The 12,872-nt window shown below is 51.4% G+C and carries 10 protein-coding genes and 5 tRNA genes; 13 read left to right on the top strand and 2 right to left on the bottom strand.

Annotated elements, in window-relative coordinates; genetic code table 11:
- Nucleotides 1-219, bottom strand: a 219-nt coding sequence (locus tag C6Y45_RS17855; RefSeq protein ID WP_218017807.1) for a hypothetical protein, incomplete at its 3' end; no start/stop codon positions are given.
- A gap of 252 nt (nucleotides 220-471) precedes the next feature.
- On the opposite strand from C6Y45_RS17855, the gene C6Y45_RS09510 reads away from it, so the two are divergent.
- The 13 genes from C6Y45_RS09510 (at nucleotide 472) to C6Y45_RS09450 (ending at nucleotide 10,228) form a co-directional block, all read left to right on the top strand.
- Entirely contained in the window at nucleotides 472-1,758 is a 1,287-nt protein-coding gene (locus tag C6Y45_RS09510; protein WP_107584987.1) for an adenylosuccinate synthase, read from the top strand.
- Between the two features lie 411 nt (nucleotides 1,759-2,169).
- A tRNA-Glu gene (locus C6Y45_RS09505) sits at nucleotides 2,170-2,244 on the top strand.
- A gap of 83 nt (nucleotides 2,245-2,327) precedes the next feature.
- Nucleotides 2,328-2,404: transfer RNA gene (locus C6Y45_RS09500), tRNA-Met, on the top strand.
- 32 nt (nucleotides 2,405-2,436) lie between these two features.
- Nucleotides 2,437-2,512 (top strand) — tRNA-Asp (locus C6Y45_RS09495).
- A 22-nt stretch (nucleotides 2,513-2,534) separates the two neighbouring features.
- Nucleotides 2,535-2,610: transfer RNA gene (locus C6Y45_RS09490), tRNA-Phe, on the top strand.
- A gap of 9 nt (nucleotides 2,611-2,619) precedes the next feature.
- Nucleotides 2,620-2,695: transfer RNA gene (locus C6Y45_RS09485), tRNA-Thr, on the top strand.
- 297 nt (nucleotides 2,696-2,992) lie between these two features.
- Nucleotides 2,993-3,700, top strand: a complete 708-nt coding sequence (gene yycF, locus C6Y45_RS09480) for a response regulator YycF (RefSeq protein WP_107584986.1) — start codon at nucleotides 2,993-2,995, stop codon at nucleotides 3,698-3,700.
- A gap of 3 nt (nucleotides 3,701-3,703) precedes the next feature.
- Entirely contained in the window at nucleotides 3,704-5,539 is a 1,836-nt protein-coding gene (walK, locus tag C6Y45_RS09475) for a cell wall metabolism sensor histidine kinase WalK (RefSeq protein ID WP_107584985.1), read from the top strand.
- 2 nt (nucleotides 5,540-5,541) lie between these two features.
- On the top strand, nucleotides 5,542-6,900 hold the full coding sequence (locus tag C6Y45_RS09470; protein ID WP_245922628.1) for a YycH family regulatory protein: 1,359 nt from the start codon (nucleotides 5,542-5,544) through the stop codon (nucleotides 6,898-6,900).
- Nucleotides 6,887-7,672: a two-component system regulatory protein YycI gene (locus tag C6Y45_RS09465; protein WP_107584983.1), complete on the top strand. Its 786-nt coding sequence runs from the start codon at nucleotides 6,887-6,889 to the stop codon at nucleotides 7,670-7,672. Before C6Y45_RS09470 ends, C6Y45_RS09465 begins: the two co-directional genes overlap by 14 nt.
- A 12-nt stretch (nucleotides 7,673-7,684) precedes the next feature.
- Nucleotides 7,685-8,479: an MBL fold metallo-hydrolase gene (locus C6Y45_RS09460; protein WP_107584982.1), complete on the top strand. Its 795-nt coding sequence runs from the start codon at nucleotides 7,685-7,687 to the stop codon at nucleotides 8,477-8,479.
- Nucleotides 8,480-8,629: 150 nt separating this feature from the next.
- Nucleotides 8,630-9,853: a S1C family serine protease gene (locus tag C6Y45_RS09455; protein ID WP_107584981.1), complete on the top strand. Its 1,224-nt coding sequence runs from the start codon at nucleotides 8,630-8,632 to the stop codon at nucleotides 9,851-9,853.
- A gap of 225 nt (nucleotides 9,854-10,078) precedes the next feature.
- The gene (locus tag C6Y45_RS09450) at nucleotides 10,079-10,228 is read left to right on the top strand and encodes a CxxH/CxxC protein (RefSeq protein ID WP_107584980.1); all 150 of its coding nucleotides are present in this window, start codon (nucleotides 10,079-10,081) and stop codon (nucleotides 10,226-10,228) included.
- Nucleotides 10,229-10,836: 608 nt separating this feature from the next.
- Here the strand turns inward: C6Y45_RS09450 and C6Y45_RS09445 are convergent.
- Nucleotides 10,837-12,858 carry a penicillin-binding transpeptidase domain-containing protein gene (locus tag C6Y45_RS09445; RefSeq protein WP_107584979.1) on the bottom strand — a complete coding sequence of 674 codons (2,022 nt, stop codon included), beginning with the start codon at nucleotides 12,856-12,858 and terminating at the stop codon, nucleotides 10,837-10,839.
- Nucleotides 12,859-12,872 lie beyond the last annotated feature (14 nt).

Here is a 12,872-nt window from a genome sequence, read left to right as displayed (position 1 = left end):
AGAGATCCCCCCTTCTATCAGGGCAGAGGCCGGATGAGGGGAACCGGGCCCGGCAGAAAAGGAAAAACGGGATCGTAGAGCGAAAAAAGTTGATAGACTTTTGTCTACTTTATTGACAGAGGCACAATAGCTCCAAACGGCGTATGGAATACTTTCAACTTCTACTTTTTTTCTACCAACTGCCCCGAATACTACCATCATCCCCCGTATTTCTACCAACTTTCCGCAGAATACTTCCCATTTTTCAGGGGATAGGTCGTTTTCGGTAATCTTTCATCAAATTCTGCGTTCTGACTTGATCGCGGTCTGCCGGAGGATACTCCTTTTCAGAGCGGGAAATAAACGAACGATAATATATGAAACGATGATAATGTTCGGTTATTGTATTGACGCTGCAGGCTCTAACTGGTAAAATGACGTTGGTTCAAATAAAGAACGAATATAGCACGTATTAGTGGAGGTGCTCTAACGATGCCATCGGTTGTAGTAGTAGGTACGCAATGGGGAGACGAAGGAAAAGGAAAGATTACGGATTACTTATCAGAGCAGGCGGAAATGATTGCCCGCTATCAGGGCGGCAACAACGCCGGGCATACGATTGTTTTCGACGACACGAAGTATAAACTGCACTTAATACCTTCAGGGATCTTTTATAAAGACAAAACGTGTGTGATCGGAAACGGCATGGTGATCGATCCGAAAGCACTTGTGGAGGAAATCAAGTATCTGCACGACAGAAACGTCAGCACGGACAACCTGCGTATCAGCAGCCGGGCCCACGTTATTCTTCCCTACCATCTGAAGCTGGATGCGATGGAAGAAGACAGCAAAGGAGCAAACAAAATCGGTACGACGAGAAAAGGAATCGGCCCGGCCTACATGGATAAGGCAGCCAGAACAGGGATCCGTATCGTCGACCTTCTCGACCGGGAAACATTCGAGGAAAAACTCGAAATCAACCTCGCAGAGAAAAACCGTGTGTTTGAAAAAATTTATGAAACAGAAGGCTTCACCAAAGAAGAAATTCTCGATGAATACTATGAATACGGCCAGCAGATCGCTGAATACGTAGCGGATACTTCTGTCATTCTGAATGACGGCCTTGATCAGGGACGCCGCGTTCTGTTTGAAGGGGCTCAGGGAGTCATGCTGGATATTGATCAGGGAACCTATCCGTTCGTTACGTCGTCCAACCCGATTGCCGGCGGAGTGACGATCGGTTCCGGTGTCGGTCCGTCCAAGATCAATCATGTGGTGGGTGTGTCCAAAGCATATACGACACGCGTCGGCGACGGCCCGTTCCCGACCGAGCTTCATGATGAGACGGGGGATCAGATCCGCGAAATCGGAAACGAGTATGGTACGACAACAGGACGTCCGCGCCGTGTCGGCTGGTTCGACAGTGTCGTTGTCCGCCACGCCCGACGCGTGAGCGGAATTACCGACCTTTCGCTGAACTCCATCGACGTACTGACAGGCATCAATACGCTGAAAATCTGTGTAGCCTACAAGTACCGCGGAGAAATTATGGAAGAATTCCCGGCAAGTCTCAAAGTACTCGCTGAATGTGAGCCGGTGTATGAAGAAATGCCGGGTTGGGACGAAGACATTACCGGTGTCCGTTCCCTGCATGAACTTCCTAAAAATGCTATCTACTACGTAGAGCGTATTTCCCAGCTCACAGGCATCCCACTTTCCATTTTCTCTGTCGGTCCGGACCGTAACCAGACAAACCTTGTCCGCGGAGTTTTCGGCTGATAAAAAACGTACAGCTAAAAGCTGTCCTGCTGTGCAGGGCAGCTTTTTTCTTCTTAATGGGTGAAGAAAGATGATGATTAATGACGGTTTTATAATGATTAATTCCTTTCTGATGAGTGCTTATAATGATTAATAAAAGTATATGAAGATTAAAACGGCTTATAATGACAGAAAAACTGTCTGGGCTGATTAATAAATAGTTATAATGATTAATCCATCTTCTATCGTGATTAAAGCCTTCGGCAAAAGATTCCTCTCCCCGCGGATGAAGACGGGCACTGTGGTTCGTGAAGGCGAAAACGCTCAATCAAATCCTTCCCGGACAAATCGAAATATTTTTCTTAAAAAGTTATTGCGCAATCATGGGATTGGTGATATTATAATAAATGTCGCAATAACGACATGCGTAATGGCCCGTTGGTCAAGTGGTTAAGACACCGCCCTTTCACGGCGGTAACACGGGTTCGAATCCCGTACGGGTCACCATTTAAATTCAATCGTTGACTTTTACGAAAGATCAGCGTATAATTAATTTTGTTGCAGTTATTCTGCAAAAACAATTTTATTGCCGCGGGGTGGAGCAGTCTGGTAGCTCGTTGGGCTCATAACCCAAAGGTCGATGGTTCAAATCCATCCCCCGCAACCAATTTACATAATTAATGCAAGGGCGTTTATAAAGGTCCCGTGGTGTAGCGGTTAACATGCCTGCCTGTCACGCAGGAGATCGCGGGTTCGATTCCCGTCGGGACCGCCATTTTTTTTTGTTTAATAACGATGGCTCGGTAGCTCAGTCGGTAGAGCAACGGACTGAAAATCCGTGTGTCGGCGGTTCGATTCCGTCCCGAGCCACCATGTTAGTTTGCTGGCCTAGCTCAATTGGTAGAGCAACTGACTTGTAATCAGTAGGTTGGGGGTTCAAGTCCTCTGGCCAGCACCAGCTTCTCTGATACCTATCCGCTTGTAAAGCAGGATAGTTTTTTTGTATATAAAAAAGGTTAAAAATCCCCGGCTGCTGCGGGGATTTTTTTATGGAAGTGTCCGGCGCTTCTGACAGGCTGCCCGGCGGGATTTTACTTTCACAGCAAGGTTTACGAAGGTGTGTTAAAGCGGCCCGGCTCAGCGGCGGACGGAATAAAAAATTCTCCCTGGTGGAAAAAACAGGGGAATTCCGAATTTCTTTCATTGTATGATAGAATGTAGAAGGAATATGGAGATCACTTAAGGGGGTTTATCCATGGATAAACAGAAAATTTTAGTAGTGGACGATGAAAAACCAATTGCTGATATATTAAAGTTCGGTCTGGAAAAGGACGGGTTCGACGTAGTGCTGGCCCACGATGGACGGGAAGCGGTCGAGCTCGTGAAAGAACACGTGCCGAGCCTGATTCTTCTCGATATTATGCTTCCCTACATGGACGGAATGGAAGTATGCCGGGAAGTACGGAAAACATACGATATGCCGATCATTATGCTGACGGCAAAAGATTCCGAAATCGACAAGGTACTCGGTCTTGAGCTCGGTGCCGACGACTATGTGACAAAACCTTTCAGCACGCGTGAACTCGTGGCGCGTGTTAAAGCGAACCTGCGCCGTAAACAGAAAGTGGAGGACAACGACACCGATACGAAAAATATCGACATAGGGCCGCTCACCATCCAGCCGGATGCGTATCTCGTTACAAAGCGGGGGGAGCCGGTGGATCTCACGCACCGCGAGTTCGAACTCGTCCATTACCTTGCCCGTCACATCGGCCAGGTGATGACGAGAGAGCATCTCCTGCAGGCAGTGTGGGGCTATGATTACTTTGGGGACGTTCGTACAGTGGACGTTACTGTGCGCCGCCTCCGTGAAAAAGTGGAAGACAACCCGAGCAGTCCGCAGTGGATTGTGACACGCCGCGGGGTGGGCTACTACCTGCGCCAGGCAGATCAGGAGAGCTGATGAATGAAAAAGATCCGCTTTTATAAATCGATCCATGTAAAAATTGTGGCGATTTATGTACTGCTTATTTTAATTGCCATGCAGGTGATCGGTGTATATTTCACCCAGCAGCTGGAAGGGGAGCTGGAAAGCAATTTCCGGGAAACTCTCTATGAGCGGGCCGGCCTGCTGGCTTATAACGTGGAACAGGAATTAACCGCCGATCCGGAAGAAGAGGATCAGAGCCTGGAAGCCCGCATCGCTTCGATCCTACGGAGCGATGTCTTCAGCATGGAGAACGCAGACGTGCAGATTATCGATGAGAACAGCACCGTCGTGTCTGCAACGAATCCAACCCACTCCCGCTACGTCGGGCAGCGGACGACAGATCTCCGGGTAAAACAGGCACTTCTCGGTATGGAGGACAGGGAAGGAGACATTCTCCGTAACCCGGTCAACAACCACCGGACACTTGTCATGGCGATGCCGGTGGAAACCGACGCGCAGGATGTCGCCGGAGCTATTTATATTGAGGCCTCAATGGAGGATATTTATACGCAGATGCAGGACATCAACCAGATTCTCTATGCGGGAACCGTTATTGCCCTCTTTTTGACAGCGGCGCTCGGTATCTTTCTGTCCCGGACGATCACCCGCCCGATAGTCGACATGAAAAAGCAGGCGGTTGTTATGGGGGAAGGGGACTTTTCCCGCTACGTGCACGTCTACGGTGACGATGAAATCGGTCAGCTTGCCGAGACGTTCAACGATCTGACAGACAAGCTGCAGGAGGCAAACGCGACGACAGAAGGCGAGCGGAGAAAGCTTGCCTCCGTGCTCATGCATATGACCGACGGCGTAATTGCCACCGACAAAGCCGGAAGGGTCATCCTCGTCAACCACCGTGCCGAAGAAATTCTTGGCAGAGGCCAGGAGGATATGCGCGGCCAGGACATTACAAAAGTGCTCAGCCTGGACGAATTTATGAAACTGAAAGACCTGTACCGCTTTCAGGATCCACTCCTGCTGGACTTTGATACAAAAGACGAAGAGATGACGATTGAAGCACATTTCTCTACGATTTCTAAAGAAAGCGGCGAGGAAAACGGTATTATCGCCGTGCTCCACGACGTAACCGAAAAAGAACGAATTGAGCAGGAGCGCCGGGAGTTTGTAGCCAACGTCTCCCACGAGCTCCGGACCCCGCTTACTTCAATGAAAAGCTATCTGGAAGCTCTCTCCGACGGAGCGCTCCATGATCCGGACATCGCGCCGCAGTTTCTTAACGTTACTTCCGACGAAACGGACCGGATGATCCGGCTCGTTAACGATCTGCTGCAGCTTTCCCGCATGGACAGCCGGGAAGCACAGCTGGAGATGGGAGAAATCCAGGCACCGCAGCTCGTGGATCACGTGGTCGACCGCTTTGAAATGTCCACGAAAAATCAGGACATTCAGTTTAAGCGGAGAATTCCGGAAGATGATATTACAGTGGCAGGCGACCGGGATAAACTGACGCAGCTTCTTGATAATATTATTTCCAACGCGGTGAAGTATTCTCCGGAAGGCGGCACGATCAACGTCTCGCTCAAGCCGGAAAAAGAACGCGTGGTCATTAGTGTAAAAGACGAAGGAGTCGGTATTCCGAAAGAAAATATTCCGCATGTCTTCGACCGTTTTTACCGGGTGGATAAAGCCCGTTCCCGAAACCTCGGAGGCACAGGGCTCGGTCTGGCGATTGCCAGAGAAATTGCCGCAGCCCATGGCGGAAATATATGGGTGAGCAGCGATTGGGGGAAAGGTACTACCTTCTCCTTCAGCCTGCCGTATGCCCAGCAGGAGGCGGTGGTGAACCAGTGAGTATGATCGAACACGTAAAAACAGCGGTACTCTGGCTGATGATACTGGCAAGCATCGTACTCACATGGTTCGTCTGGACGTATCAGCCTGCTTATGAAGAATTAACAGAAGCGAACAATTCCTTTATCGAAGTGGAAGATATCGGCGAAACAAAATCCTTCACTGAAGTGCTCTATCCTTCCACAGTCATTGAACACGACGCGGAAGAACGGGCCTGGGTCCACCCGGCCGGTGACAACTACAGTGAAATGATGAACGGCCTGCAGGAGATTGAGCTGGATGCCATGTATTCTGTCGGTTCCTCCTACGCACCGGGAGACGACTTGACGTTTACAGGCGTGGAATTTCTATTTGACGAAGCGCTTCAGGCAGAATGGCTCCCGTTTCTTTTTGATATTGAAGAGGAGGACGTTCTCATAAACAATATCGACCGGATTGCTCTCGCCCTGACGGAACAGGAAGGGGCTTCGGATGTCGTTGTCCGATTTATTGATATGGAGGAAGAGGAAGTTTTTCAGTCAGAAACTTCCCTGTCCCAGACCCAGCTGGAAACGTTCAGTGAAGGGGTGATAACGGAACGCACCGCCGTCACTCCACGGACGTTCCAGGAAAACGGGGACAGCAGCTTTCAACCGGTGACGTATGTACCGGATGAACCGATGAACAAACAGGTGTACACGTACGAAACGACCGACATCTCCCCGGAAGGATTTATCCAGACGCTGTTTACTGATCCGGAATACGTCAGGCAGTACTTTCAGGAAGGGGAGGACAGCTCCTACACGGACGGCACGCGCATGATGGATATGACGAACGGCGGCTCGGTCCTGAATTACGTGCAGCCGGATGTCAGCGGCTCACCGGGAGTTGCGAGTGATACCGTTGTACGGAGCGCCCAGGAATTTATCAACAGCCATTACGGCTGGACCGATGATTTTTATGCGACCGGATGGAGAGAAGGAGAAGCAACCGACAGCGCGGAGTTTACCCTGCATGTGGAAGGCATGCCGGTATTTGAAGCAAACACCGGCGAAAGCGGCCACTACCAGCTGGAAACGGTGCGATCCGGAACGGAAATTATCGAATATTCGCGTCCGATGTTCCAGCTGGACGAAACGCCGTTTGAGATTAATACGAGCGTGGAACTTCCGGGATACTCAGAGCTCGAGAGTCATATCGAAGAGGAAGAAGCTTTTTCTCCGGAGATTGTGGAAGATGCACGGGTCGCTTTTTATATGAGCCGTGAAAATTCTCTTGTCGTGTTTGAACCTTCCTGGTTCGTCTATGCACGCGGCCAGTGGCACCGGGTATCGACGTCGGAGATTACAGAGCAGGAGGTGCTTTTGAATGGACTGGAGTAGAACGAAAACCATTTTTATCATAACCTTCATGCTCCTGAACATTTTTCTCGCCTACCAGCTTTATGAAAAGCAGAACATGAGCCGGATGAGCGAAATGGCCCTTCCAGAGCTGGAGTCACGCATTGAAGAGCAGCAGATCGAAGTGGAGATTGACGACGCGGAGGAAGAAGTGACCGGCGGTCCGATTACCGGGATGCAGCGGACATTTCAGGAAGCTTCCCTGGAGCAGTCTCTTTCCGATCAGGATGTTTCCCTTGTAAACGATGCGACGATCTTTTCCGAACTGGAGGATCCCTACTCGATCGTCACAGCCAATGTGGAAGCAAGTCTGGAAGGCTTTCTCGAGCAGTACGTGTTCCGGGGGGAAGAATACGCTGTGGCCCATTATGATCCTGACGAAGGTGTCATCGGGCTGTACCAGACGTTTGAAGGCAGCATGATCGACCAGTACGAACGGGAGGATTACCATCTCGTGCTGCAGCTGAATGAAGACGATGAAATTGCCTCCTATTCCCAGCGTTATTTGACGATTACTGAACGGGCAGAAGAAGAGGAGCTTCTGACACCGCTTCAGGCGGTTGAACTTCTTCTTGACGATCCAAGTGTCGGAATCGGCACAGAAGCCGTCGTGGAAAATGCCCGGCTCGGTTATTATAATCTAATGGAAGTGGACGCTAACTTTCAGATTTTTGCCCCGGTGTGGCGCGTCATGATCAACGGAGAAACATATTACGTCAACGCCATGACCGGAGAAATTCAGAACATCAGTTAAGGAGGAGGCGGCATGAGTTTAGCATTTAGTGTGCTTGCAAGCGGCAGCACCGGAAACGCCATTTACATCGAGACGCCGAAGCAGCGGCTGCTGGTTGATGCCGGCCTTTCCGGAAAGAAAATAGAAAAATTGTTTGAAGAAGCGTCCCTGGATCCGAATAAGCTCGACGGCATTCTCGTAAGCCACGAGCACAGCGATCATATTAAAGGAGTCGGTATTCTCGCGAGACGCTACGGTCTGCCGGTGTATGCCAATGAAAAAACGTGGCAGGCAATGGCTGCCGGCGTCGGAGTGATTCCGACCGGCCAGAAATTCACACTCGAAAAAGGCAGGCTGCTTCCGTTCGGGGATTTGGACGTCGACAGCTTCAGCGTTTCCCACGACGCAGCGGATCCGATGTTTTTTTCTTTCATGCACGGAGGCAAAAAGCTGACGATCCTGACGGACACCGGCTATGTGAGTGACCGGATGCTCGGAGCAGCGGAGGAAGCGGACGTGCTTATTTTTGAAGCGAACCACGACGTCGGCATGCTCCGGATGGGAAGATATCCGTGGAATGTGAAACGCCGTATTCTCGGGGACGAAGGGCATGTATCCAACGAAGACGCTGCCATGGCCCTCGCAGATATCGTCCGCCGTAAAAAAGCGGATGTGTACCTGGCGCATTTAAGCAAAGACAATAACATGAAGGATCTCGCCCGGATGACTGTCCAGCAGACGATGGAGCTGGAAGGCGTGGGTCCCGGGCAGGATTTCCAGCTGTTTGACACCGATCCGGAAAAGCCGACCGCCCTGAGAAAGCTGTAGATTACGGAAAACCCTCCGTTCATTTTGGAAAATTATCGAAGTCGGAACGTTTAAATAGACGCTTATGCCTTTATTTTTTAAAATAGGTTTAGGGTCTGCATTAAATGGGGCTTCTTCTGATAATTTTCAGGAAATGGGGAGGGTTTTTTGATGGGCTATTATGATGAGGGGTATCCGGGGAGAAAGAAAGAAAAAAGCTCTTTTCGTTCCGGCATGTACGCATTAATCGGCGCGCTGATCGGTGCACTGATCGTTGTTTTTTCCATTCCCGTCCTTTCTTCGATGGGGGCGCTGCCGTACGCTGCGGCTCCTGCGGAAGAAGAGCAGCAGGAGGAAAATGAAAACGAAGTGGAACAGACCGGTTCTGTCAGTGTGGAAACGACTTCCGACGTAACGGAAGCTGTGGACCAGGTATACGATGCCGTCGTCGGAATCGTGAATATGAACGTCGGCGGTGCCGGCATGTTCGGGAGTCCGGAAGGCGGCGGCGAAGGCACCGGTTCCGGCATTATTTATAAAATAGAAGATGACCGGGGCTATGTCGTCACGAACCAGCATGTGATTGAAGGAGCGGCGGAAGGCAGCACCGATGTGGACGTGACGCTCACAGACGGCTCCCGCATTCCGGCAGAGTTTGTCGGAGAGGACGTGCTGACTGATCTTGCCGTGCTGACAATTGATGCGTCGGACATTGAGACGATCGCCGAATTCGGCGACTCCGACGGGCTCCGGGCCGGCGAGCCGGCGATTGCCATCGGTAACCCGCTGGCGTTTGAAGGATCGGTGACGCTAGGTATTATCAGCGCCGTGGAACGGAGTATTCCGGTTGATCTCAGCGGCAGCGGCGAGCCGGACTGGGAAGCCGAAGTGCTGCAGACGGATGCAGCGATCAACCCCGGTAACAGCGGCGGAGCGCTTCTGAACATTCAAGGGGAAGTCATCGGCATCAATTCGATGAAAATTGCCCAGCAGGCAGTCGAGGGCATCGGTTTTGCGATTCCGACGCAGATCGCCCTGCCGGTCATCGAGGATCTCGAAGAATATGGCGAAGTCCGCCGGCCGCAGATGGGCATTATGCTCCGTTCCCTGCAGGAAATTCCATCGGCCCACTGGGAAAGTACACTCGGACTCCCGGAAGATATTAAAGGCGGCGTCTACCTTGAAGGCGTAGAGCCGGATACACCGGCTGCTGACGGAGGGCTCGAGGAAGGCGACGTGATTGTCGAGCTCGACGGCGAGGAAATTAAGGACGCCCATGATCTCCGGCGTTATCTGTACTCGGATGTAAGCATCGGCGACACGATGGAAATCACCTTCTACCGTGACGGAGAGGAACAGACAACAGAAATTACGCTTGCAGAGCAGGTGTTTTAAAGAAAAAGCCGTTCCGGCTTGCAGCCGGAGCGGTTTTTTGTGCGTTCAGCTGAAACCCGGGGGTGATTTGTGAAAGAAAAGCCGCTTCAATTTGATCTGCTGTTCAGAAGCTGAAAAACAGTTCTCCACAGCGGGTTTGCGTGAAAATGGTTTGTGGTATACTATCCACAGTCTCCCAGCAAAAAAAAGACAGATATCCACAGTGGATAAAAAAGGAGGACGCAGATGGTCTACAGCTGTATCGAGCATATAGAGGAAGCATTAGAGGAAGTATTGGAAGATGACGGCCCGCCCCCGGTGATGGAAGAGGCTCAGGCCGGAAAAGCGTGTTTTATCTGCGGCGGAGAAGCCGTATATCAAGTAGAAGCGGGATAACGAAAAGATTTATACACATAGTTTTCCACAGTTCTCCACAGACAGAGTGGAAGTAAATAAGCAGGCGCTTATGGTACGAACAGCCTTATGCCGGAAAAAAGCAGAAGAAGCGCTTCCAAAAACGACAGGGGAACGCAAATTAAAAGAATTTCGCCTGTGTATATGTGTATAACTTTTGTGGATAACTTTATTGGCGGTGGATAACTTGTGGATGAACGCGTGAAAAAAGGTTATCCACAGAAAAGAGCCGCATCCGGTTTATATTATGGATGCGGCTTTTTTATAGGTATAGGATAATTGGGAGAAAGAAATACGGAAAAAGAGCCGTTCGGGAAGAGGGAGCGGCGATTCTACCAAATGAAGGTGGAATACTGCCAACTTTTCCTGGAATAGTTCCAACCCCCCTCTGCAATTCTACCAACTTACCCGTTTTTTCTGCCAACTGCGAATAATACTACCAGCTTTTCCCGCTTTTCTCCCAACTTTCCGAAGAATTCTACCACCTTCAGGGACGGTCACCCCCTTTTTGATGACCTTCGGAAAAGAAGCCCGCTTCTGCGTTCTGCTTCGATAGGGAAAAGGGGAGGCGCGGAGTGGTTTTTCATTTTCTATTCCACCCGCTCCCAGAATTCGTTGGCGAGATCGACAGCGTAGCCGCTGCCGCCGCGGTCTTCGGCGTTTTGGATCATGATCGTCACCACATAGTTTTCGTTTTCATTGTCGAAGCTCGTGTACCAGCCGATCTGGTCGCCGTCTTCAACCGTCTGATCACTTTTCAGCTCGGCGGTACCGGTCTTTCCGGCAAGCTCTCCCGGCGTATCGTCCCGGTTGGCCGTGCCGTCGTCTTCCGCTACGACTTCCCGGAGTGTTTCTCTTACGGTTTCGGCCGTTTCCGGCTGGAACAGCTCCTGCGTTTCCACTTCCCTTTCTTCTTCCTGGATGAGTACCGGCATCGTCACATCCCCGTCATTTAAAAAAGCGGAATAGAGGGCGTTGATGTGAACCGGGGAAATTTCCACTTCCCCCTGTCCGTAGCCCGTATCAGCAAGAAGCTCTTCCTGCTCCAGGCCGTCGTTGGCAATCTGGGACGTATGAAGAGGAAAATCAAACGGGAAATCCTCCCCGAAGCCGAGCGTTTCTGCCCAGCTTTCCATCGTTTCCGATCCAATATCCAGTGCCTGACGGGCAAAGTAAATATTATCAGACTGCTTCATCGCAGTGGAAAGGTCCACATTTTCCGCATCGTTCACACGGGTAATCCGGTAGCCGCCCCAGCTTTCGTCCGCCTGCCACTGCTCTCCTTCGATCGTCAGCTCTTCGTCCGGGTCAAGCGTCTCTTCCTCCAGCCCTATGGCCGCGGTAAACGGCTTGAAAATAGATCCCGGGGAATACGTCCCCTGGAAGCGCCGCTCAAACAGCACGTCTGTCGTGTCGAGCTCTTCCGCCCGCGGGTCTGGGAGGCCGAGGTAGCGGAGGTTGGAATCAAACGCCGGTTCACTTGCGAGGACGAGTACTTCTCCAGTCTCCGGATCCTGGACAACACCGGCGCCGGAATCATCCTCGAGAATGCCTGCCACGTCCTCCTGCATGGAAGCATCGAGCGTGAGCGCCACGTCCTCTCCGTCCACAGCTTCCTCTTCCAGAAGCACTTCCCGCGTTTCTCCTTCGTCATCTACAACAGCCACCGTCATACCCGGCGAGCCGCGGAGTTCCTCCTCCAGAACGAGCTCCATTCCGTTTTTACCGATTTCCGAGGAAGACGTATAGCCATCGTGCTCCTCCAGTTCCTCCGCGTTGACCGCACCGATATGACCGATGACGTGTCCTGTCGTGTCGCCGTACGGATATTCCCGTCCTTCCACTTCACTGAGCTGGACGCCGGAAATGTCGAGCAGGTCCTCCGCCCGTTCATCCGTCAGCGCGAGCTGCTGTACCGGGGCAAACCATTCCGGATTATCTTCATACTGCAGGGCCCGCTCCACCGCAGCGTCTTCATCAATCTCGAGAATCTCCGCCATTTCCCGGGCGGCTTCCTCCGGATCGTCCGCTGCGTCCGGCACGATACCGGCTTCATAAATTTCTCCGTTGACCGCGAGCGGCTCCCCGTTCCGGTCAAAAATTTCCCCGCGCACCGGTTCCACCGTTTCCATACTGATTTCATCGTGCGGATCTTCCATTCCCGGCATGAAGTGATCTGTTTCCCAGTGGACCACCCATTCTTCCGTTTCTTCCTCTTCATCCGTTATTTTTTCCAGATCCACCGACGCCTCATAGGAAATGTCACCTGCAGCTGTTGCCATTGTCACGTCGACCGGATACGAGATTTCTTCCAGCTCCTCGAGGTCCTCTTCCTTCTCTTCAAAATTCCGCTCCTCAAAATTGATTTCCAGGTCGAGCGAAAGCGCGTCGTAAATCGTTTCGTAGCGCTCTTCAAATTCCCAGTCAAACCCGTCGATTTCTGAGAGGGCTTCATCACTTATGTAGTCCGGCATCTCAGAAAAATTTCCTGTGCTCCACGCCTCCAAATAAGGCTCGAGCGTTTCTTCCGGGTGCACCGGATCCTCCGCCGAACAGGCAGCAAGCGCAGTAAGGCCTGCCGTGCCGGCAAGAAAGTATGTAATTTTTTTCATGATTCATTTCCCCC

The organism is Alkalicoccus saliphilus (genome assembly GCF_003044065.1).
Lineage (GTDB): Bacteria > Bacillota > Bacilli > Bacillales > Salisediminibacteriaceae > Alkalicoccus > Alkalicoccus saliphilus.
The sequence above is the reverse complement of the archived record's forward strand: the minus strand, read 5'-3'. Positions and strand labels throughout refer to the sequence as shown.